This is a genomic window from Clavibacter sp. VKM Ac-2872 (assembly GCF_015351105.1).
GTDB lineage: Bacteria > Actinomycetota > Actinomycetes > Actinomycetales > Microbacteriaceae > Clavibacter.
The window spans coordinates 1,539,606-1,560,200 of sequence record NZ_JADKRR010000001.1 but is presented as its reverse complement, the minus strand read 5'-3'; the positions used below and the strand labels follow the sequence as shown (position 1 = coordinate 1,560,200).

General features: G+C 73.8%; 19 protein-coding genes. 8 read left to right on the top strand and 11 right to left on the bottom strand.

The window, feature by feature from the left end; all coding sequences use genetic code 11:
* Positions 1-36 precede the first annotated feature (36 nt).
* Entirely contained in the window at positions 37-5,466 is a 5,430-nt protein-coding gene (locus ITJ40_RS07415; RefSeq protein ID WP_194666429.1) for an SCO7613 C-terminal domain-containing membrane protein, read from the top strand.
* Between the two features lie 142 nt (positions 5,467-5,608).
* The gene (locus ITJ40_RS07410) at positions 5,609-6,094 is read left to right on the top strand and encodes a Dps family protein (protein ID WP_194666428.1); all 486 of its coding nucleotides are present in this window, start codon (positions 5,609-5,611) and stop codon (positions 6,092-6,094) included.
* 114 nt (positions 6,095-6,208) lie between these two features.
* Here the strand turns inward: ITJ40_RS07410 and ITJ40_RS07405 are convergent, their stop codons facing one another.
* From ITJ40_RS07405 to ITJ40_RS07395, 3 genes are all read right to left on the bottom strand, one after another.
* Positions 6,209-7,198 carry a zinc finger domain-containing protein gene (locus ITJ40_RS07405; RefSeq protein ID WP_194666427.1) on the bottom strand — a complete coding sequence of 330 codons (990 nt, stop codon included), beginning with the start codon at positions 7,196-7,198 and terminating at the stop codon, positions 6,209-6,211.
* A gap of 6 nt (positions 7,199-7,204) precedes the next feature.
* Positions 7,205-7,693: a ribose-5-phosphate isomerase gene (locus tag ITJ40_RS07400; protein WP_194666426.1), complete on the bottom strand. Its 489-nt coding sequence runs from the start codon at positions 7,691-7,693 to the stop codon at positions 7,205-7,207.
* Positions 7,694-7,807: 114 nt separating this feature from the next.
* A complete protein-coding gene (locus tag ITJ40_RS07395) occupies positions 7,808-8,434 on the bottom strand; it encodes a DsbA family protein (protein ID WP_194666425.1) in 627 nt (208 codons plus the stop codon).
* 149 nt (positions 8,435-8,583) lie between these two features.
* Here ITJ40_RS07395 and pepN point away from each other — a divergent pair, with 149 nt between their 5' ends.
* The 3 genes from pepN (at position 8,584) to ITJ40_RS07380 (ending at position 12,983) form a co-directional block, all read left to right on the top strand.
* Entirely contained in the window at positions 8,584-11,127 is a 2,544-nt protein-coding gene (gene pepN, locus ITJ40_RS07390; RefSeq protein ID WP_194666424.1) for an aminopeptidase N, read from the top strand.
* A 156-nt stretch (positions 11,128-11,283) separates the two neighbouring features.
* A complete protein-coding gene (locus tag ITJ40_RS07385; protein ID WP_194666423.1) occupies positions 11,284-12,588 on the top strand; it encodes a mechanosensitive ion channel family protein in 1,305 nt (434 codons plus the stop codon).
* Positions 12,588-12,983 carry a globin gene (locus ITJ40_RS07380; RefSeq protein ID WP_194666422.1) on the top strand — a complete coding sequence of 132 codons (396 nt, stop codon included), beginning with the start codon at positions 12,588-12,590 and terminating at the stop codon, positions 12,981-12,983. Before ITJ40_RS07385 ends, ITJ40_RS07380 begins: the two co-directional genes overlap by 1 nt.
* 39 nt (positions 12,984-13,022) lie before the next feature.
* Here ITJ40_RS07380 and ITJ40_RS07375 read toward each other — a convergent pair whose 3' ends face one another.
* On the bottom strand, positions 13,023-13,718 hold the full coding sequence (locus tag ITJ40_RS07375) for a hypothetical protein (RefSeq protein WP_194666421.1): 696 nt from the start codon (positions 13,716-13,718) through the stop codon (positions 13,023-13,025).
* Between the two features lie 82 nt (positions 13,719-13,800).
* On the opposite strand from ITJ40_RS07375, the gene ITJ40_RS07370 reads away from it, so the two are divergent.
* Positions 13,801-14,706 (top strand): acyl-CoA thioesterase II, encoded by a 906-nt coding sequence (locus ITJ40_RS07370; protein ID WP_194666420.1) that lies wholly within the window; start codon positions 13,801-13,803, stop codon positions 14,704-14,706.
* A gap of 9 nt (positions 14,707-14,715) precedes the next feature.
* On the opposite strand, the gene ITJ40_RS07365 is transcribed toward ITJ40_RS07370, so the two are convergent.
* From ITJ40_RS07365 to msrA, 7 genes are all read right to left on the bottom strand, one after another.
* Positions 14,716-15,189, bottom strand: coding sequence for a thioesterase family protein (locus tag ITJ40_RS07365; protein WP_194666419.1), 474 nt, complete (start codon positions 15,187-15,189; stop codon positions 14,716-14,718).
* Positions 15,190-15,193: 4 nt separating this feature from the next.
* Positions 15,194-16,876 (bottom strand): energy-dependent translational throttle protein EttA, encoded by a 1,683-nt coding sequence (ettA, locus tag ITJ40_RS07360; RefSeq protein ID WP_094130519.1) that lies wholly within the window; start codon positions 16,874-16,876, stop codon positions 15,194-15,196.
* Between the two features lie 63 nt (positions 16,877-16,939).
* Positions 16,940-17,419 carry a hypothetical protein gene (locus tag ITJ40_RS07355; RefSeq protein WP_194666418.1) on the bottom strand — a complete coding sequence of 160 codons (480 nt, stop codon included), beginning with the start codon at positions 17,417-17,419 and terminating at the stop codon, positions 16,940-16,942.
* Complete coding sequence (locus ITJ40_RS07350) at positions 17,416-17,979, bottom strand: MarR family winged helix-turn-helix transcriptional regulator (protein ID WP_194666417.1); 564 nt, start codon at positions 17,977-17,979, stop codon at positions 17,416-17,418. Before ITJ40_RS07350 ends, ITJ40_RS07355 begins: the two co-directional genes overlap by 4 nt.
* A complete protein-coding gene (locus tag ITJ40_RS07345; protein WP_370532012.1) occupies positions 17,976-18,296 on the bottom strand; it encodes a hypothetical protein in 321 nt (106 codons plus the stop codon). Before ITJ40_RS07345 ends, ITJ40_RS07350 begins: the two co-directional genes overlap by 4 nt.
* A 178-nt stretch (positions 18,297-18,474) precedes the next feature.
* The gene (locus ITJ40_RS07340; protein WP_228511861.1) at positions 18,475-18,699 is read right to left on the bottom strand and encodes a hypothetical protein; all 225 of its coding nucleotides are present in this window, start codon (positions 18,697-18,699) and stop codon (positions 18,475-18,477) included.
* Positions 18,700-18,806: 107 nt separating this feature from the next.
* Positions 18,807-19,334 (bottom strand): peptide-methionine (S)-S-oxide reductase MsrA, encoded by a 528-nt coding sequence (gene msrA / locus ITJ40_RS07335; protein WP_194666414.1) that lies wholly within the window; start codon positions 19,332-19,334, stop codon positions 18,807-18,809.
* A gap of 170 nt (positions 19,335-19,504) precedes the next feature.
* Between msrA and ITJ40_RS07330 the strand changes: the two genes are divergently transcribed.
* Entirely contained in the window at positions 19,505-19,741 is a 237-nt protein-coding gene (locus tag ITJ40_RS07330) for a hypothetical protein (RefSeq protein ID WP_194666413.1), read from the top strand.
* 84 nt (positions 19,742-19,825) lie between these two features.
* Positions 19,826-20,536 (top strand): hypothetical protein, encoded by a 711-nt coding sequence (locus tag ITJ40_RS07325; RefSeq protein ID WP_194666412.1) that lies wholly within the window; start codon positions 19,826-19,828, stop codon positions 20,534-20,536.
* Positions 20,537-20,595 lie beyond the last annotated feature (59 nt).

Here is a 20,595-nt window from a genome sequence, read left to right as displayed (position 1 = left end):
TGGGAGCTTCCGCAACGGGCGAGCTCGGGGGATGGCATGGTCGAGGACGACGCACGGGGATCGGCCGTCGAGGCGCAACCGTGGGCCGCCCGCCCGGATGACCTGCTGCGCACGGACCTGTGCCCCTCCTGCTTCTCCCCCCTGGGCGCGCTCGTCTGCGGGCGATGCGGTCTCGACGTGCGCGCGCCCGAGGCGGCCGCCGTCCTGGGCGCATCGCGCCGCGTGGTCGAGGCGATCACCGAACGGGATCGCCTCGTCGCGGCCATGCGGCGGTGGAGCGAGACGGCGGCGCGCAGCCGGGAGGCCGCCGCCGTAGCGGCTGTCCCGGCTGTCGAACGGAGCGTCCCTGAGGCGCCCCTCCCCGCACCCCCGGACGAGCTTCCCGGAGCGGGCTCCACCGCCCCCGAGGCGGCGCGGCCCACGGTCCCTGCGCCGCCATCGCAGCGATCCGCCGCCGGGTTCCCGACCCCCGCGCCTCCCGCACCCGCCCTGCCGCGGCGCCGGATCAGCGTCCCCGCCGTGCTGCTCGCCGTCGGCGTCGTGCTCCTCTCCGTCGCGGCCGTGTTCTACGTCGTCTACGCCTTCGTCACCTACGGGCTGGTCGTGCGGGCGGCGATCACCGCGGCCGTGACGCTGGCCGCGCTCGTCGTGGCGGCCGTCCTCTCCCGACGCCGACTGCCCGGAACCGCCGAGGCCGTGGGGGTGGTGGGCATCGTGCTGCTGCACCTCGACGTCTGGGCCGTGCGGTCCTACGACCTCGCGGGAGCGGGCTCCACCGACCCGTTCGTGCACTTCGGCGTCGGGACGCTCGTCGTCTCCGCCGCGCTCCTCGTGCTCCGCCCGCTGCTCCGGATCCACGCGGCCGGCATCGCGGGCTGGGCGGGCCTCACGGTCGCAGCCGGCCTGCTGGTCGGCGCCGTCCCGTCGGCGGACGCCGGCACCCGCACCGCGCTCGCCCTCGCCGCTGCCTCAGCCGTGGCGCTCGTCCACGCCGCACCCCGGTCGCGCGGGTCCGCCCTGCCCGACGCGCTCGAGCGCCGCATCCTGCGCGCGGGGGGCGTGTCCGCCGCCGCCCTGGCCGTGCTCGCCGGGGCCCTCAGCGCGCTCGATCCCGACGCGGTCCCCGCGCTCCCGCTGCTCGTGGCCGCCGCGGCCAGCGGCGCCCACGCGTGGGCGCTCGCCCGGCTCCGCTCCCGCGACGAGCTGCACCTCCCGGACCGGGACGCCGGCGCCGAGCAGGCGGACGCGGTCGACGCGCCGTTCCCCTCGACCTCCGGTGGCACCGCCGACGTTCGGCCTTCCCGCGCCGACGATTCCGCGCCGCCTGCTCCCGCGCCGACGTCGACGGATCCCCTGCGCGTCCTCGCCGCCGCCGTCGCGGGTGTGGCCGCCGCGGCCGCCCTCCCGGTGACGGCCCTCGCGGGCGGGCCCGCTCTGCTCACGTTCTGCGCGCAGCTCGCGGCGGCGGCGTTCGCGGCAGCGGCCGTCGATGTTGCCGCCCGACGCCTGCGCGACCCCGCCGTGGCCCGCACGGCCCGCATCGCGGCGATCGCCGCCCTGGTCGTCACCGGCCTCGCCGGGCTACCCGCGGCGATCGGCGGCCTCGGCGGGATCACGGCGGCCCTCGTCGTCGGGCTGCCCGCGTGGCAGCGCGGGCCGCTCGACGACCCGGTGATCGCCCTCGGACGGACGAGCGACGTCGCCGACCTCGCGACGGACGTCCGGGCAGCGGCGCTCGGGCTGGTCGTCGTCTGGATCATCGCCGCCGGTGCCGCCATCCTCGGGCGTCGCCTCCGGGCTCGGCGGGCCCTCCTCGCCTGGACCGGGGCCGCCGCGCTGGTCGCCGCCATCCCGTCCCTCGGTCCCGTCGCCGTCGTGATGACCGCGTACCTCGTCGCGTCCGCCGGCGCTCTGGCATGGCGGGTCGCCTCCCGCCGGACGCCCGGGCCCGCAGCCGTCCCCGCGGCCCCGCTCACGGCGCTGTCCCTCGCGGCGGGCGCTCTCGCCTGGGCCGCCTCCTGGGCGAGCACGGGCACCTGGTGGGTGGCCACGCCCTGCATCGTGCTGCTCCTCGTCGCCGCCTCCCGGACAGCGCGCACGGATCACACCGCGCGTCTCGCCACGGTCGGGGCCGCGCTCGCCGGCCTCATCGCCGCGGCAGGCCTGGCCCCCTCGCTCACCGCCGCCCGCGTCATCTCGGCCGAGCCTGTCACGACCGCACTCCAGTCCGCCGCGGATCCCGTGGTGCTCGTGCTCCTCGCATCCGCGCTCGGCGTCCTCGTCACCGGCGCCCTCCCGGGTCTGCCGCGGGTGCGGCGACGCGCTCTGCTCGCGACGCTCCTCCTCCCCGCATGCCTCACGGCCCTCACGGTCGCGCTCGTCGGAGCGGACCGGGTCGGCGGTGCGCTCACCGCATCACCCGTCTGGTCCATCTCGGCGCAGGTGGTCCTCGCCGCGGGTGTCGTGGCGTGGACCGTGGGCGGTGCACGAGGCGTCCCACTCCCGGCGCGGGCCGGGCGCACGGACGAGGAGTCTGTGGCCGCGCGAGCGCCAGGGACCACAGCGCTGCGACGCTGGCGCCTCACGACCGCCGCCCTCGTGGCGCCGATCCTCCTGCTCACGATCCTGACCGCGAGCGGCATGTTCGACCGCGGCGCCCTGCCCCACGGGGTCGTGCCCGCCGCGGTCGCCGTCGTCGTGGCGGCGGGCTCGCTGCTCGCGTACCGGCACGCGTCGCCGTCGCTCCGCGTCGCCCTCGACGTCGGCACGGCCGTGGTGGCGACCGGGTCGCTGATCGTCGCCGTCTCCGTAGATCCCACCCGAGGGGCACGCGAGCTCCTCTGGGTCCCCCTCCTGCTGATCGCGGGCACCGCTCTCGTCCTCTCCGTCGCCCACGACGGTCTCCTCCTGTCGCGCAGCGCCCGCCGGGCGTGGGCGTGGACGGCGCTCGCCCTCGGCATCTCCGCGCTCTGGTCGCGGCTGCTCGCCGGGGGCACGACCTCGTCGGAGGCCTACTGGCTGCCGGTCGCGGGCGTGCTGCTCCTCGTCGCCGCGTCGATCCACCGTGCTGCCGTGCGGGTCGACGGAGCCGCTCACGGCCCGGGGACGCCGGACGGGCCGCCGGACGGGCCGCCGGTGCGCTTCGGCGTCTGGGCGCTCACGCTCGCGGGCATCCTCACGGCCGTCCTGCCCCTCGCCGCTGTCGGTCGACCCGAGGACGTCCTGCGGCCGTACCTCCTGACCGGGATCTGCGCGGCCCTGGCCCTGGGCGCGTCCGCGGCGCTGCGTGGTGCTGCGGCCCCGGTCCGCCCGCTGCTGCGCGCCGTGGTGATCGGCGGCGGCATCGGTCTCCTGGTGGTCGGCGGCACGCGGGCGCTGCGTCTCGCCGCGGGGTACCTCGACCGCGCGCCGACCGTGGACCTCCAGCTGGCCATCACGGCGGCCCTGCTCGTCGGGGTCGGCATCCTCGTCCTGCGCGGCGCCCGGAGCCCCGGGGACGTGCTCCTGGCCGGATCCGCGTGGACAGCTGCGTCCGCCCTCGTCACCGTCGTGGTGAGCGCGTCCGTCGGCTCCGGCGAGGGCGTCGTCCGTCCGCTCGTCGCGAGCGTCACGCTCGTGGCGGGGGCAGGGGCGCTCCTGATGATCCGGTCCGTGCACCGGCGCGTCCTGGCGGCATCCGCGGCCGTCGCCCTCCTCGGAGCCGTGCTGGTGGCATTCGTCGCCTGGCGTGGCGGGGACGTGGCCCTCGACCCCGCCGCGCTCGCCGTGCCGGCGATCGTGGCCGTGCTGGTCGCCGCGGTCGGTGCCGCCGACCGGCTCAGGCATCCGGCGCCCAGCCCCCTCCCCGGACGCGCATCGAGTCCGATCGACGACGTCCTCCGTCACTCCGCCGACGCGACGACGCTCGCCCTCGTCGCCGGGACCGCCGCGGTCGGAGCCGCTTCGGACGGCCCGGGGCTCCCTGTGGCGCTGCTCCTCTCGGGGGTGGCCGTGCTCGTCGCCTCCATCCCGCCCGGGTCACGCGCGCGGCGCCTCGTGGGCTGGCTCGCCCTCGCCCTCGGCTCGGCCGCCCTGTGGGTCGCGCTCGGCCGTGGCGGTGTCGATGCCGTGGAGCCCTACGTCCTGCCGCCGGCCGGCGTGATGCTCGTCGTGGCCGCCGGCCTCCACCGCGGGGTCCCCGGTCTCCGCCGCGTGTCGCCGCCGCTCCCCGCCCGGGCATCCGGCGCGGCGCCGGTCCTCCTCGGCGCTCTCCTCCTCGCCGCCCTGCCCACCGCGGTCGCGTCGTGGACGGGGACGCCCGTCCGCGCCCTCGTGCTCGGGGCCGCCGCCGGCGTCGTGCTGCTCCTGGCGGCCACCGCCCTGCGCGGCACCGACAGCGCCGCCCCTGCGCGTCCGCTCCTCCTCGCGACCGCAGCGGCGGCCGGTCTGGCCGTCCCGGTCGTCGGATTCGGCAGGGCCCTCGGTCAGATGCTCGCGTCCGAGCCGGCCACCTTCGGGCGCACGGATCTCTGGACGCTCGCAGCCGCCGTGGTCCTCGTGCTCGCGGTGGGCCTGCTGCCCGCACGGGAGGCGGAGCCGGATGCCCGTCTCGAGCTCGAGACCCGTGCGTCCGTCGTCCGAGCTGGCGGATCGCCGACCCCGGTGACGCCAGCGGTCGGACGCACGGTCGCGGCGGAGACCGAGCCCCGCGACGCCGCTGCGCACCGCCACTCACTCGTCCGCGTCATGCCCCGTGTCGCCGTGCTGGTGGCGCTGGTCGGCGTCGGCACGGTGGGGGCAGCGGGCATCCTCCGCGCCCATGCCGAGGGCATGCACGACGGCGGACCGCGGTCCGCCGTGCTCGTCGGCCTCATCGCGGCGATCCACGTCGCCTGCTCGCCCTCCCGGACGTCGCAGGAGATGACCTCGCCGGATGGGGAGGCGATCCCCTGCGAGGACGCTGCCGCGCTGCACGACCGCGTCCTCGGGCTCGCTGCGCTCGTCGCCGGCGGGCTCGTCGGGGCCGTCCTGTTCGCCACCGGAGCGGCTGATCCGGCCGAGACCGTCTCGGTGCCGATCGCCGCGGCCCTCCTTCTGGTCGGCACGCGACGCCTCGTGCGCGACCCGCCCGCCGGCAGCATGCGGCACCTGTCTCCCGGGCTCCTCGTCCTGCTGGTCCCGCCGCTGCTCGCGGATCTCGGTCCCAGCCCCGCCTGGCGGATCGTCGGCCTCGGGATCGTGGCGCTCGCGACGTTGCTCACGGGGGCGCGCCTGAGGCTCCGCGCGCCCTTCCTCATCGGCGCCGTCGTCCTGTTCCTGCACGCGATCGCCCAGCTCTGGCCCTGGATCCGCGAGGCCTCGGCGACCGTCCCCTGGTGGGCGTGGGCGGGCATCGGCGGCGTCGTCCTCATCGCCGTCGCTGCCCGCTACGAGCAGCGCATCCGGGATGTGAAGGGCATGGCGGCCCGTGTCTCCTCGCTCCGCTGAACGGGGAACGCCGGGGGCCGGTTCGCGGCCCGCGACCCGGTAAGCCATGCCTCAGCTTGCTTGCGGGCGGCGTCGGGATGCGCGAGATTGACGGCATCGTCCGCAGCCCGCAGACCCGCATCACCGCTCGAGGAGAGAACCCATGACCGACACCGTCCACGTCCCCACCAGCTCCGCATCCGCCGACGTCGCCGCCGGGGTGGCCCAGTTCCTCAGCCCCGTCGTCGTCAACCTGCAGGCTCTCGCCGTCAACGGCAAGCAGGCCCACTGGCACGTCCGCGGCGCCAACTTCATCGGCGTGCACGAGTTCCTCGACGTCCTCGTCTCCCACGCGCAGGACTGGGCGGACACGGCCGCCGAGCGCGTCGTCGCTCTGGGTCTCCCCATCGACGCGCGCATCGAGACGGTCGCCGCGTCCACCACCACGGCGTCGCTCACGCCGGGCTTCCGCCCGTCGAGCGCCACCATCGCCGAGGTCATCGCGCAGATCGACGCGACGATGGAGCTCGTCAACCGCGCCGTCCAGGAGCTGGGCGACATCGACGTCAACAGCCAGGACGTCGCCATCGAGATCGCCCGCGGGCTCGAGAAGGACCGCTGGTTCCTCTTCGCCCACATCAGCGAGTAGCGCCACCGCAGCGCTCGCCGCGACGGTCGAGGGGCCCGGATCCGATCGGATCCGGGCCCCTCCGTCATGCGAGCCCCGGGTCGGGCTCCGACGGCCAGCACCCTCCGGCGCGCGTCACGCCTGGCAGCACGGGCACCAGTACAGCTTCCGGCCGGCGGCCTCCTCCATCACGATGTGGGTGCCGCACACCCGGCACGGCAGCCCCTCCCGGTGGTACACCCAGTGCCGGTCCGCGCGGTTGCGCAGCGCCGCGTCGAGCTTCTTCCCGCGCAGGCCGTCCATGGTCATCATCTGGCCGACCTCGACGCCCTTGCGGAGGAGCTTCGACCAGTCGCGCCACAGGCCGCGCACGACGTCCTCCGGCACGTCCCGTCCCGGCGTGTGCGGGTTCTGCCGGGCGCGGAACAGCAGCTCGGCGCGATACACGTTGCCGATCCCGCTGACCACGGTCTGGTCCATGAGCAGCAGGCCGATCGCCGTCGGCTTCTTCCGCACCGTCGCCGTGAACCGGTCCTCGGAGCGCTTGCCGCCGTCGACGAGGGGGTCGGGCCCGAGCTTGTCGATGGCCTGCCGCACCTCCTCGGGATCGGCGACGACGCAGGCGGTGGGCCCACGGAGGTCCGCGACCGCGCGCTCGGTGAGCAGCCGCACGCGCACCTGGCCCACCGGCTCGGGCGGCCACGCCTCGGCGGAGAACGGGTCGTGCACCTTCTCCTGCTCGGCCATGCGCAGCCGGGCCCGACGGGGCGCCCCGATGCTCGCGAGGGAGTCCTCCGCGTCGGAGTCGACCGGCGCGTCGTCGACGCGGTCGTCGACGGGGACGTCGCCGCGCATCCCGTTCTGCCCCATCCTGTTGAGCGTCGTGACGTCGCCCGCGAAGTCCCACGCGCCGTAGAGGCCGAGGTGAACGCGGAGCCAGACGTCGCCGTCGAACTCGAGGAACATCTGCTTGCCCACCGCCTTCGCGGCGACGAGCCGACGGCTGTCGAGGACGGCCGCGCCCTCCGCGAACCGACCCTGCGGGGAGGACGCCTGCACGACATCGCCCACGAAGTGCGCCTCGAACTGCTTCGCGATCCGGTGGATCGAATGCCCCTCGGGCACGGCGGCCTAGTCGGTGACGGGGTGACCGGCGATGGCCCCCGTCGTCTCGTACTCGGCGAGCTGCGCGATGCGGCGCGCGTGCCGCTCCTCCGCGGAGAACGGCTCGGCGATGAAGGCGTCGATGAACGCCGTGGCCTCCTCGACGGTGTGCTGGCGGGCGCCGATGGAGATCACGTTGGCGTCGTTGTGCTGGCGCGCCAGCACGGCGGTCGAGAGGTTCCAGACGAGCGCCGCGCGCGCGCCCTCGACCTTGTTGGCGGCGATCTGCTCGCCGTTGCCCGACCCGCCGAAGACCACGCCGAGCGCGGTCGTGCCCGCGCGCTGGTCGGCGACGACGGCCCGGGCCGCGCGGATGCAGAAGGACGGGTAGTCGTCGAGCGCGTCGTACGAGGTGGGTCCGTGGTCGACGACGTCGTGACCGGCGTCGGTCAGGTGGTCGGTGAGGAACCTCGAGAAGTCGAGGCCCGCGTGGTCGGTCGCGATGTGGATGCGCATCGTGCACTCCTCCTGCCGCGCAGGCGGCGTCGTGCCCGCGGCGCGGGCGGTGCCGGACGCGCCGCGACCGGACACCCGTGGGCGTCCGGCCGCCGCGCGTGCGACGGGAAGGGATCAGTCGAAGATGGGGCCCACGGTGCGCGAGCGCTTGATCTCGAAGAAGCCCGGGTAGGCGGCGACGGCGACGACGCCGTCCCACAGCTTCACGGCCTCGTCGCCCTTCGGCGCGGGCGAGATGACGGGGCCGAAGAAGGCGACGCCGTCGACCGCGATGACGGGCGTGCCGACGTCCTGCCCGACGCGCTCGATGCCGTCGAAGTGGCTGGCGCGCATCGGCTCGTCGTAGCGGTCGGTGCGGCTGGTCTCGGCGAGCTCGGCGGGGAGGCCGAGCTCCGCGAGCACCTCGGGGATCACGACGTCGGCGTCCTTCTGGTCGCGGAGGTGGATCCGCGTGCCGAGGGCGTCGTACAGCGGCTTGACGTGCTCGGCGCCGTGCTCGGCCTCGACGGCGGCGACGAGGCGCGTGAACCGGAGCGCGCGCGGGAGGAACGCGGCGAAGTTCGGGTCGTCGGCCTTGTCCTCGTTGAGGACGGCGAGGCTCATCACGCGCCAGGTGATGTCGAGGTCGCGGTGACGGGCCACCTCGTCGACCCAGCGGGAGGTCATCCACGCCCAGGGGCAGGACGGGTCGAACCAGAACTCGACGGCGGTCGTGCGGGGGCTGCTCTGAACGTCGGACATGCCGCAAGCCTAGGTCAGCCGACGCAATAGGATCGGCTCCGAATGCGGTGCCGCTCCGCCCGCCACCCGTGGTCCCGACCGCCAGGTGCACCGTCGCGCGAGCGCGTCCGCCGCACGGCCCACCCACCTCACGGACGAGCAGGAGCACCATGCCAGGAGAGAATCTCACCCGCGTCGAGGCCGAGGAGCGCGCCGCACTCCTGGCCGTGTCCGAGTACGACGTGACGCTCGACCTCACCCGCGGAGCCGAGGTGTTCGGATCCACCACGACCGTGCGCTTCACGGCCACGGCGGGCGCGTCCACGTTCATCGACGCGATCACGCGCACCGTGCACGCGGTCACCCTCAACGGCCGCGAGCTCGACCCCGCCGACGTCAGCGACGGCGTCCGCATCCGCCTCGACGACCTCGCGCAGGAGAACGAGCTGACGGTCGTCGCCGACGCCATGTACACGAACACGGGCGAGGGCCTGCACCGCTTCGTGGATCCCGTCGACGACGAGGTCTACCTCTACTCGCAGTTCGAGGTGCCGGACTCCCGCCGCATGTTCGCGGTGTTCGAACAGCCCGACCTCAAGGCGGTCTTCCGCTTCACCGTCACCGCGCCGTCCCACTGGGAGGTCGTCTCCAACTCCCCCACGCCCGAGCCCACGGCCGCCGCCGACGGCGCGTCCACGTGGACCTTCGAGCCGACGCTCCGCATGTCGAGCTACATCACGGCCCTCATCGCCGGTCCCTACGGCGTCGTCCGCAGCGAGCTCACCTCGAGCGACGGCCGCACCATCCCGCTCGGCGTCTTCGCGCGCAAGTCGCTCATGGAGCACCTCGACGCCGACTACGTGTTCGAGAAGACCCGCGAGGGCTTCGCGTTCTACGAGGAGCGCTTCGCATACCCGTACCCGTTCCCCAAGTACGACCAGCTCTTCGTCCCCGAGTTCAACGCGGGCGCGATGGAGAACGCCGGTGCCGTCACGTTCGTGGAGAGCTACGTCTTCCGCTCCAAGGTCACCGACGCGGTGAAGGAGCGCCGGGTCACGACGATCCTGCACGAGCTCGCCCACATGTGGTTCGGCGACCTGGTCACCATGAAGTGGTGGGACGACCTGTGGTTGAACGAGTCCTTCGCCACCTACATCTCGACCCTGGCGACCGCCGAGGGCACCGAGTGGACGGGCGCCTGGACCACCTTCAACGCCGGCGAGAAGTCCTGGGCGTACAACCAGGACCAGCTCCCGAGCACGCACCCCGTCTACGCGACCATCAACGACCTGGAGGACGTGCAGGTCAACTTCGACGGCATCACGTACGCCAAGGGCGCGTCCGTGCTCCGCCAGCTCGTGGCCTACGTCGGCCAGGACGAGTTCCTCGCGGGAGTCGCGGCGTACTTCCAGCGCCACGCCTTCGGCAACTCGACGCTCCGCGACTTCACCACGGAGCTCGAGGGCACGAGCGGCCGCGACCTCGAGCGCTGGACCGACCTGTGGCTGAAGACCTCGGGCGTGAACACGCTGTGCCCGGAGATCGAGACGGACGAGGACGGCGTCATCACGTCATTCGCCGTGCTGCAGGAGGCGGCGGAGGACTACCCGACGCTCCGCCCGCACCGCCTGGCCATCGGCTTCTACGAGCTGCGCGACGCGCACCTCGTCCGGACCGAGCGCTTCGAGCTCGACGTCGACGGCGACCGCACCGAGGTCGCCGAGCTCGTCGGCCGCCAGCGTCCCGCGCTCGTGCTGCTCAACGACGACGACCTCACCTACGCGAAGATCCGGCTGGATCCCGCGTCGCTCGAGGTCGCGATGCGCCACCTCGCCGCGTTCGAGGACTCGCTCGCCCGATCGCTCGTCTTCGCCTCCGTATGGGACGCGACGCGCGACGGCGAGATCCGCGCCCGCGACTACGCGCGCCTCGTGCTCGACAACGTCGCGACCGAGGACGAGTCGACGGCTCTCCGCTACGCGCTCGCGCAGCTGACGGTCGCGGCGACCACCTACTCCGCGCCCGACCACCGCGACGAGCTGCTCGCGACGGTCGCGTCCGAGCTGTGGGCGCTCACCGCGCAGGCCGCGCCCGGATCCGACAACCAGTTCCAGTTCCTGCGCACCTTCGCGCAGGTCGCGCAGGAGCCGGCACAGCTGGATCACGTGCAGGCGCTGCTCGACGGAACCGAGACGCTCGAGGGCGTCGAGATCGACGCCGACCTCCGCTGGGAGCTGCTGACCGCGCTCGTCGCGGGGGGTCGCGCCGGGACGGCGGAGATCGATGCGGCGCTCGCCGCGGACCGCACGGCGACGGGCGCGCAGTCCGCGGCCCAGGCACGTGCGGCGCTCCCCACCGCGGAGGGCAAGCAGGCCGCGTGGGCCTCCGTGTGGGAGGCCGACACCGAGCCGAACACGATCGTCCGCACGACGGGCCTCGGCTTCCGCCGCGCGGCCGACGTCGAGCTGCTGCGCCCGTACGTCGGCGCGTACTTCGACGCGCTGCAGGCCGTGTGGGAGTCGCGGAGCTACGCCATCGCCGCCGCGCTCATCGGCGGCTTCTACCCGTCGCCGCTCGCCGACGAGGAGCTACGCGACGCGACCGTCGCCTGGCTCGACGCGAACCCCGAGCCGCCGGCGCTCCGCCGCCTCGTCAGCGAGCTGCTGTCGGGCGTCGAGCGGGCGCTCCGCGCGCAGGCGAAGGACGCCGAGTAGCCGCAGCTCCACCCGAGGGGGACGGTCGCGCACGCGGCCGTCCCCCTCGTCGTCCACCCCGCTCCTGCGGACGGACCCAGGACCGGCCGGGGAGGCCGCCGGTACACTCGGCCGGATGACCTCCCCTCTCCTCACCCCCGTCGGAAGCGCATCGCGATGGACCTGAGCATGGTGTGCTGCGGCGACGGCTCGTTCTTCTCCACGTGGGGCACGCTCATCAAGGTCGTGTCCTACCTGGTCGGTGGATTCCTCCTGAGGTGGATCCTCCTCGTGGTGATCCGCAACACGGTCGACCAGATCGTCTCGGGCGTCAAGAAGCGCCAGAACGTCGACGACACGCAGTCGATCCAGGCGTCGCCGCTCACCGCGGTGCGGGTCGTCCAGCGCACCCGCACGCTGGGCAGCGTCCTCAGCAACATCACCACCGTCGTCATCGTGATCATCGTGCTGGCGCTCGTGGTGAACGCCGTGGACGACAGCATCCTCAGCTCCCTCGCCCTCCTCACCGCCGCCCTCGGCGCGGGCCTCGGCTTCGGCGCGCAGAACATCGTCAAGGACATCCTCAACGGCCTGTTCATGGTCGTGGAGGACCAGCTCGGCGTCGGCGACGTCGTCGACGTGGGACCGGCGACGGGCGTCGTCGAGACCGTCGGCATCCGCATCACCACCCTCCGCGACGTCAACGGCACGCTCTGGTTCGTGCGCAACGGCGAGATCCTCCGCGTCGGCAACATGTCGCAGGGCTGGGCCCGCGTCGTCATCGACCTCGCCGTCCCCTACGACACCGATGTGCAGGCCGTGCAGGAGCGCATGCTCGCGACCGCGACGGAGCTCGCGTCCACCCCGAAGTGGCGCTCGCGCATCGTCGAGAAGCCCGAGCTCTGGGGCATCGAGTCGATCTCCGAGTCGGCCGTCGTGATCCGCGTGGTCGTCAAGACGCGCAGCAACGCGCGCGACGACGTCTCCCGCGAGCTGCGCGGCCGGCTCAAGGCGAGCCTCGACGCGATGGGCGTCACCCTGCCGTCCCTCTCCGCCGTGGTGCTCACCGGCTTCGACAGCGCGGCGAGCGTCGGCGGGGCGCATCCCCCGCGCACCGCGTCGACGCCCGTGCAGCAGCCCGAGCAGCCGGCTCCCCGCAAGCGCGCCGCCCGGAAGGTCGCGCAGCGGCAGCCCGGATCCCCGTCGGCCGGAACCGCGTCCCCCGTCGTCCGCGGCGCGGCCGGCACCCGCCCCGACCCGCGTTCGACGCAGATGATCCCCGCGCAGGACCCGGCACCCGCCCGTGAGCCCGACGAGGACGAGGTCACCGCGACCTGGACCGTCCTCCCCGAGGATCCCGCGTCCCCGCCGGAGGGCGATGCCGACACGGAGGCAGCAGCCGAGGACGCCGCTCCCCCGAAGCCGCCCCGCGCGCCGCGCCAGCCGCGGAAGCCCGCCACGCCGCCGGAGGAGGGTTCCTGATGGCGGATCTGCTCGCGAACTCGTTCTACGACGACGTCGGCGGCCGCCCGACCTTCGAGAGGCTCGTCCGCGAGTTCTACCGGGGCGTCGCCGAGGACCCGGTGCTCGTCGCGATGTACCCGGAGGAGGACCTCGAGGGCGCGATCCAGCGCCTCACCGGGTTCCTCGAGCAGTACTGGGGCGGCCCCACGACCTATAGCGATGAGCGCGGCCACCCCCGGCTGCGGATGCGGCACATGCCGTTCCGCGTCAACCCCGACGCCCGCGACCGCTGGCTCGCCCACATGCGCGTGGCCGTCGACTCGCTCGACCTGTCGCCGATGCACGAGGCGCAGCTCTGGGACTACCTGGAGCGCGCCGCCCACGCGATGGTCAACACGTTCGACGAGTCCTGACGACAGGCGGCGGGCGGTCGTCCCGCCGTCGGGGACCCGCTACAGGCGACGCACGAGGACGTGCCCACGGGCCGTGGTGAGGCGCGTCCAGGGTCCGGCGCGGAACACGGCGACGGGCGCCTCGGCGTCGTCCGGCTCCGCGTCGGCGGCCGGATCCGGACCGAGGAACGCGAGGCTGTAGGCGGCGAAGGCCCCACCCGCGACCACGTCGGGCGCGCCCTGCACGGCGCGACCCCAGACCTCGCCGCGCACGCGGGACACGATCTGCTCGCCGGTGCCCGACGGGACGGCGGCGGCGACCTCGTCGATCCCGGCGCGCGCCGCGGCGCGGAGGGCCGACGCGGGGATGTCCGCCGTGCGCTCCCATCCCGCGCGCGGCGGCGAGATGCCGGCCCACGGCGCGGTGGCGGTGTCGGGCGGCACGAGCACGCCGACGGGCTGACCCGGGGATCCGGTCGCCGGACCCTCGAGGCGCGCGAGGCGGTCGAGGAGGGCGCGGATCGGGACCACGCTGTCGACGGGCGCCTGCGTCTCCGCCGCGAACGTGCGGAGGCCGAGCACGGTCGGCGACCGGTCGAGGAGGCCGGCGGGCTGCAGCACGGAGGTGTAGACGGCGAGGACCCCGCCGGATCCGATGAGGCGCACGGCCCCGTCGTCGACGCGGGCGGAGCGCCCGAGGAAGGTCTGCAGATCGCCGAGGGCGAGGGCATCCCGGAGGGCGAAGGAGGGCGTCATGGCGTGTCTAAGCTACTGGATGCGCCCGCGCGATCCGCCGGGCGCCCGGCCACCCGAGACCGGCCCGCCACGCGGAGGACCCATGACCGACCACGCATCCGACATCCCGGACGACGGGCCCCTCGCCGGCCTCCTCACGGCCCTCGACCTCACCGACACGGGTGCGCGCACGAGCGAGGACATCTCCACCGGACCGTCGCAGTGGATGCCGATGGGCCGCGTCTTCGGCGGCCAGGTGCTCGCGCAGTCCCTGGTGGCGGCCATGCGCACCACCGACGCCGACCGGCGCCCGCACAGCATGCACGGCTACTTCCTGCGTCCCGGCGACGTCACGAAGCCCATCACCTTCTCCGTCGACCGGATCCACGACGGCCGCTCGTTCTCGACCCGCCGCACGCAGGCGTACCAGGACGGCCGGCCGATCCTCTCGATGATCGCGTCCTTCCAGGACGCGGACGAGGGCCTCGAGCACCAGGCGCCCATGCCCGAGGGGATCCCCGAGCCGGAGTCGCTCCCGAGCGCGCACGACGTGCTGTCCCGGATCGACCACCCGGTCGCCGCCCACTGGGCCAACGACCGCCCCTTCGACATGCGCCACGTCGAGCAGCCGGTCTACTTCGGCGCCGCGCCGGATCGCGTCGCGCACCAGGCGGTGTGGATCCGCGCCATCGGCCGTCTCCCCGACGACCCGGCCGTGCACCTCGCGTCCCTCGCCTACGCGAGCGACTACTCCATCCTCGAGTCCATCTACCGCAGGCACGGCCTCTCCTGGGCGACGCCCGGCATCAAGGCCGCGAGCCTCGACCACGCGATGTGGTTCCACCGCTTCGGCCGCGCCGACGAGTGGATGCTCTACGTCCAGGAGTCGACGAGCGCGCAGGGCGGTCGCGGCCTGTCCCTCGGCCGCATCTACTCGCGCGACGGCGTGCTGCTCGCGAGCGTCGCCCAGGAGGGCATGGTCCGGGTCCCGCTCGCGGACCGCGCCTGATCGGCCGGCTCAGCCGCGGCGGCTGAACGCGACCGGCTCCTCCACGTACTCCGCCCAGGCGGCGCGCTCCTCGTCGGTGATCCGGCGCGGGCGCCCCGTGGCGGCGTCGACGAGCACGATCGTCGTGGAGGCGCGCGCGTACAGCGCGCCCGGCTCGACGCCCGCGGGCGTCCGCAGCTCGTAGCATGCCTCGAAGCTGGACCCGCCGAGCCGCCCCAGCCACACCTGCACGTCGAGCGGACGCCGCCCGTAGGAGATGGGCAGCAGGTACTCGACCTCCTGCCGCGCGATCATGGTCATGGTCGCCGCGCCCGCGGAGGCGTCGATGAGCGCGAGCCCCGCGTCCTCCCCGTCGTCCTCGCCCCGCCAGAAGGCGCGCACGCGCGCCTCCTCCAGCAGCCGCAGGACCTCGACGTTGTTCACGTGGTCGTAGGCGTCGAGGTCCGCCCACCTCAGGTGGATCGGGACATGGACCCGGGTCACGGGATCAGTCCCGGGTGAGCTTGCGGTACGCGGAGCGGTGCGGCTTCGCGGCGTCCGCGCCCAGGCGCTCGATCTTGTTCTGCTCGTAGGACTCGAAGTTGCCCTCGAACCAGTACCAGTTCGCGGGATCCTCCTCCGTGCCCTCGTAGGACAGGATGTGCGTCGCGATCCGGTCGAGGAACCACCGGTCGTGGGTGATGACCACGGCGCAGCCGGGGAACTCCAGGAGCGCGTTCTCCAGGCTGCCGAGCGTCTCGACGTCCAGGTCGTTGGTGGGCTCGTCGAGCAGCAGGAGGTTGCCGCCCTGCTTGAGCGTGAGCGCGAGGTTCAGGCGGTTGCGCTCGCCACCCGAGAGGATGCCGGCCTTCTTCTGCTGGTCCGGCCCCTTGAACCCGAAGGTGGAGACGTAGGCGCGCGCCGGGACCTCCTGCTTCCCGACCTGGATGTAGTCCTGGCCGTCCGAGACGACCTCGAAGAGCGACTTCTCGGGGTCGATGCCGCCGCGGCTCTGGTCGACGTAGGAGATGTCGACGGTGTCGCCGACCTTGAGCTCGCCGGAGTCGAGCGGCTCGAAGCCGACGATGGTCTTGAACAGCGTGGTCTTGCCCACGCCGTTCGGGCCGATCACCCCGACGATGCCGTTGCGCGGCAGCGTGAAGGAGAGGTCGTCGATGAGGACCCGCTCGCCGAACTGCTTGTGCAGCTTGTTCGCGTCGATGACCTGTGAGCCGAGGCGCGGCCCGACGGGGATCTGGATCTCCTCGAAGTCGAGCTTCCTCGTGCGCTCCGCCTCGGTCACCATCTCCTCGTAGCGCGCGAGGCGCGCCTTGGACTTGGCCTGGCGGCCCTTGGCGTTGCTGCGCACCCAGTCGAGCTCCTCGGCGAGGCGCTTGGAGAGCTTCGCGTCCTTCTTGCCCTGGACGCTGAGGCGCTCCTGCTTCTTCTCGAGGTAGGTCGAGTAGTTGCCCTCGTACGGGTAGAGGCGCCCGCGGTCGACCTCGGCGATCCATTCGGCCACGTGGTCGAGGAAGTACCGGTCGTGGGTCACGGCGAGGACGGCGCCGGGGTACTTGGAGAGGTGCTGCTCGAGCCAGAGCACGCTCTCGGCGTCGAGGTGGTTGGTGGGCTCGTCGAGCAGCAGCAGGTCGGGCTTCTGGAGCAGGAGCTTGCAGAGCGCGACGCGGCGCTTCTCGCCGCCCGAGAGGTTCGCGACCGACGCGTCTCCCGGCGGGGTCCGGAGCGCGTCCATCGCCTGCTCGAGCTGCGAGTCGAGCTCCCAGCCGTCGGCGGCGTCGATGGCCTCCTGCAGCGTGCCCATCTCGGCGAGCAGGGTGTCGAAGTCGGCGTCGGGCTCGGCCATGGCCGCGGCGATCTCGTTGTAGCGGTCGACCTGCGCCTTGAGCGGGCCGACGCCCTCCTGCACGTTCTCGAGGACGGTCTTCGACTCGTCGAGCTCGGGCTCCTGCATGAGGATGCCGACCGAGTAGCCGGGCGAGAGCTTGGCCTCGCCGTTGCTGGGGGTGTCGAGGCCCGCCATGATCTTCAGGATCGTCGACTTGCCCGCGCCGTTCGGCCCGACGACGCCGATCTTCGCGCCGGGGATGAACGACATGGTGACGTCGTCGAGGATCAGCTTGTCGCCGACCGACTTCCGGGCGCGGACCATCGAGTAGATGTATTCAGCCATGGGCACGAGTCTATTCAGTGCCGCGGGTGCCGGATGCCGCGCGCGGGTGCGCCGGCACCGCGGTCACCAGTCGATCGCGCGCGTCTGGCCCACCAGGCAGCGACCCGAGGACAACGCCGGCTCGACCTGGGCGCTGAAGCCGTCCCGGGCGCGCTGCCCGATGAGGCAGGCATCCGGCATGTGCACGGACACGAGGATCGAGTCCACCGCGTTGCCGAGCGGCGTCGCGTCGGCGGTGACCTCCATGCGGTCCTTGGGGAACCCGGCGGCCACGAGCGCGTCCACGAGGGCGCGGCCCTGCGCGTTCGCATCCGCGGCGACGACAGCGCCGGCCGTCGCCTCGAAGACGGGGAGGGCGGCTTCCGCCGTGCCGTCCGGATCCAGGGGCGCGACGGTCGGCGCGGCGGGCGCGGCACCGGGGTCGCCGCTCTCCGCGACAGCGGTCGGGGTCGGCTCCGGCGCCGCAGGCGACTGCGTGCAGGCCGACAGGAGCAGGGCGCCGAGGAGCGCCGGCACCAGGAGGCCGCGGGTGGCGCGGATCACGCGGCCGGCTCGTCGGCGCGGGCCGGGTCGATGTCGCGGTCGGGTGCCGGGGGGATGGCGAGGTCGTCGCCTCGGGCGCTCCCCGTGCCGTCGTCGAGGGAGGATGCGCTCATGCTGGCGAGGATATCCCGCGCGATGGCCTCGAGCTGCGCGGTCTGCTCCACGGTCAGGGGGTCGAACACCGAGCGGAGCACCTCCTCGGCGTGGCCGGGTGCCGCCGCCGCGAGGGTGGCCCGGCCCACGTCGGTGAGCTGCGCGAGGAGGCTCCGGCCGTCGTGCGGCGATCTCGAGCGGCGGACCCACCCCAGCTGCTCCAGGCGGGTGACGGCGTGCGAGGTGCGGCTCGCCGACGCCTGCAGCGCCCGGGCGAGGACGCTCATGGGGAGCGCCTCGCCCTCGGCCTCCGACAGCCGGACGAGGATCATGTAGTACGCATGCGGCATCGCCGAGTCACGGATGAGCTGCCGTTCGATGCGCTCGCTGACGTGGTTCAGCGCGACGATGACGGTCCGCCAGGCGCGCTGCTGATCCGGCTCGAGCCACCGGGGGGATCCGCTCATGGTGCGATCCTAGGCTCCGCCGCCGTGGAGACGGCTGCGGGCGGACGTCGCGCGAGCACCGCGTCGGCCAGGAGCTCGATCGTGTCGTCCTCCGGACGGGCGGCGCGCCGCGGGACCAGTCGCCCGAGCACGACCACCTCCTCCCCGACCGACAGGCGCGCGACGGACCCGGACGACCCGGTGCCCGCGCACACGACGAGGAGGCCGTCACCCTCCGGGCGGCGTCCCTCCACGCATCCGACGACGAGGCTCGTCAGCTCCCAGCCCTCGACCGTGCGGATGCTCCGCGGCCGCCGGGCGGCTCGCCCGTGCACCACGACGGATGTCCCGCCCCCGTCGCCTCCGGGCTGCGCCCAGCCACCGCCCACCCGACCGCCCCTCCCCGCGACCACCTGATCGCCGGCCCAGGTTGCGGCGTCGGACGCGAGCCCAGGACGGGCGAGCGATTCCCGCGCGCGACGCGACCCCCGCGCGCCTGGGGAGGGATCGACCGGGTCAGTGCTCGGCGAAGCTGAGGTCGTCGTCCTGGCCGGCTCGGAGCGCGGCCTTGGCGATCTCCAGCGTGGGGTAGGTGCCGGTGACGACGCCGCGGTGCAGCGCCCGCACCTCGTAGCCGTCGTCATGCGAGTGGACGGAGGCGAGCGCCCCGGTGGCCCCGAACACCACCCATGTCTTGCCCGCCGTGCGCGGGACTCCGGTCGTGCTCGTGCTGGTGGTCATCGACATCGTCGTCGTCTCTCCTCCCCGGGCTCCGTCGCCCGGACACGCCGATGCTACGCCGACGCCCCGCGGCCGTACAGGCCGCGGGGCGTCGGGAGCGAGCTGGATCAGGCGGCGCGCACGTACTGCGCGAACGACTTCCGCACCTTGTTGACCTTGGGCACGGCGACGGCGTTGCAGTAGCCCTGGCCCGGGTTCTTCGCGAAGAAGTCCTGGTGGTAGTCCTCCGCGTCGTACCACGTGCCGACCGGCTCGATCGTGGTGACGGGCGTGCCGTCCCAGAGCTCCCCGGCGCGGGCGATTGCGTCCCGGAACAGCTGCTCCTGCGCGGCGTCCGCGGGGAACATCGCGGACCGGTACTGGGTGCCGACGTCGGCACCCTGGCGGTTGAGCTGGCGGGGGTCGTGCAGCGTGAAGAACACGTCGAGGATGACGTCGGCGGGGATGACCTCCTCGTCGAAGACCACCTTCACCGCCTCGGCGTGCCCGGTCGCGCCCGTGCACACGGCGTCGTAGGAGGGGTGGGCGGTGTGGCCGCCGATGTAGCCGGAGATGACGTCCTGGACGCCGTCGAGCGTGCGGTAGACCGCATCGAGGCACCAGAAGCAGCCGCCGGCGAGGATGAATGTCTGCATGAGAGATGAACCTACTTCCCGTCGACGCGCGCGAGGTCCGCGGTGGTCGACATGGGAGGGAACCGTCATCGGATGCCGCCCATTCCTGCCGGCCGCGATGTCGGTGGTCGCCCGTAGCTTCGGGGACATCGAGACACCGCCGGGCCGGCGGCACGCGGACGGAGGACACCATGCCCAGCATCACCTACACCCCCCTGGCGCGCTCGGCGGCCCAGGTGCGCGAGCTGCACGACGGCCTCCTGCGCGTCACCCGGCCGGACGGCGCCGTGCTCGGCTACGTGGAGCGGATGCACGAGCCGCAGGGCGAGCGCTTCCGCGCCAAGCGCCTGCGCCGGGACGCGCAGGGGTTCGTGCCGCTGGGCGACTTCTGGTCGCTGCAGGACGCGGTCGACTGCCTGCGGTTCTGACCCGGCTCCCCCGCGTCTCCGCGAGCGGCGACGCGCCCGCCCGGCCTCCCGGATCGGGCCCGGGCTGCGGGGTACGGTCGCCGCATGCAGTGGTGGAATGATCTCCTCGATGCCCTCGCGTCCGAGCGGGGCACGCAGCTCCTCTCCGGCGTCGTCGTCCCCTTCGTCGCCATCGTGGTGGCCGGTGTCCTCGCCGCCGTCATCGCGCGCGGCGCCACGCAGCGGATCCTCACGCGGCACGACCGCGAGGTGAAGGCCGCCGCCATCGGCGTGCTGGTGGACGCCGCGCGCCAGGCGTCCGTGTGGGACGGCCTCACGGCGCAGGAGCGCGTGCTCGCCGATCGCGCCGCGGGCGAGGCCGACATCCGCATCCGTCTCCTGCCGGTCAAGGGCGCGGCCACGGCCGCCACCTGGGCCGCGCACGAGATCACCGAGTTCAAGCGCGGCAGCGGCAGCTTCGGCTTCCAGTTCGACGCGCAGCTCGCCGAGTTCCGCGACCGCATGGTCGAGTGGCAGCACCACCCCGGTCGCGCGCGGAAGATCTTCCAGGGCGACATCTCCCGTTGGCAGTTCGAGGACGACCAGCCCGGCGCCGACACGACCGATGCGGCCGGACGGCAGGCCAGGCAGTCCGAGCCGAGCGCCGTCGCCCCCGTCCCGGTGCCATGGCGCAGCGGATCCGACGACCAGCCCGCGGCGGAGCGCCGGGTCGAGTCCCCCGACGAGCAGTACAGCCCGCCGGTCCCCTCGTCGTCCGCCGCCAACTCGCGCGCCGCGGAGGCCGATCGGCGCTGACCGCCACCCCGTGGCACATGACGACGCCCCGCACCTCCTCCGAGGTGCGGGGCGTCGTC

Coding starts and splice junctions, on each gene's coding strand:
- ITJ40_RS07375 (WP_194666421.1), bottom strand. CDS start 13,718: ATGACGCCCTCCTTCGCCCTCCGGGATGCCCTCGCCCTCGGCGATCTG.
- ITJ40_RS07350 (WP_194666417.1), bottom strand. CDS start 17,979: ATGAGCGGATCCCCCCGGTGGCTCGAGCCGGATCAGCAGCGCGCCTGG.
- ITJ40_RS07325 (WP_194666412.1), top strand. CDS start 19,826: ATGCAGTGGTGGAATGATCTCCTCGATGCCCTCGCGTCCGAGCGGGGC.
- ITJ40_RS07415 (WP_194666429.1), top strand. CDS start 37: ATGGTCGAGGACGACGCACGGGGATCGGCCGTCGAGGCGCAACCGTGG.
- ITJ40_RS07385 (WP_194666423.1), top strand. CDS start 11,284: ATGGACCTGAGCATGGTGTGCTGCGGCGACGGCTCGTTCTTCTCCACG.
- ettA (WP_094130519.1), bottom strand. CDS start 16,876: ATGGCTGAATACATCTACTCGATGGTCCGCGCCCGGAAGTCGGTCGGC.
- ITJ40_RS07330 (WP_194666413.1), top strand. CDS start 19,505: ATGCCCAGCATCACCTACACCCCCCTGGCGCGCTCGGCGGCCCAGGTG.
- ITJ40_RS07370 (WP_194666420.1), top strand. CDS start 13,801: ATGACCGACCACGCATCCGACATCCCGGACGACGGGCCCCTCGCCGGC.
- msrA (WP_194666414.1), bottom strand. CDS start 19,334: ATGCAGACATTCATCCTCGCCGGCGGCTGCTTCTGGTGCCTCGATGCG.
- ITJ40_RS07340 (WP_228511861.1), bottom strand. CDS start 18,699: ATGACCACCAGCACGAGCACGACCGGAGTCCCGCGCACGGCGGGCAAG.
- ITJ40_RS07400 (WP_194666426.1), bottom strand. CDS start 7,693: ATGCGCATCCACATCGCGACCGACCACGCGGGCCTCGACTTCTCGAGG.
- pepN (WP_194666424.1), top strand. CDS start 8,584: ATGCCAGGAGAGAATCTCACCCGCGTCGAGGCCGAGGAGCGCGCCGCA.
- ITJ40_RS07395 (WP_194666425.1), bottom strand. CDS start 8,434: ATGTCCGACGTTCAGAGCAGCCCCCGCACGACCGCCGTCGAGTTCTGG.
- ITJ40_RS07410 (WP_194666428.1), top strand. CDS start 5,609: ATGACCGACACCGTCCACGTCCCCACCAGCTCCGCATCCGCCGACGTC.
- ITJ40_RS07380 (WP_194666422.1), top strand. CDS start 12,588: ATGGCGGATCTGCTCGCGAACTCGTTCTACGACGACGTCGGCGGCCGC.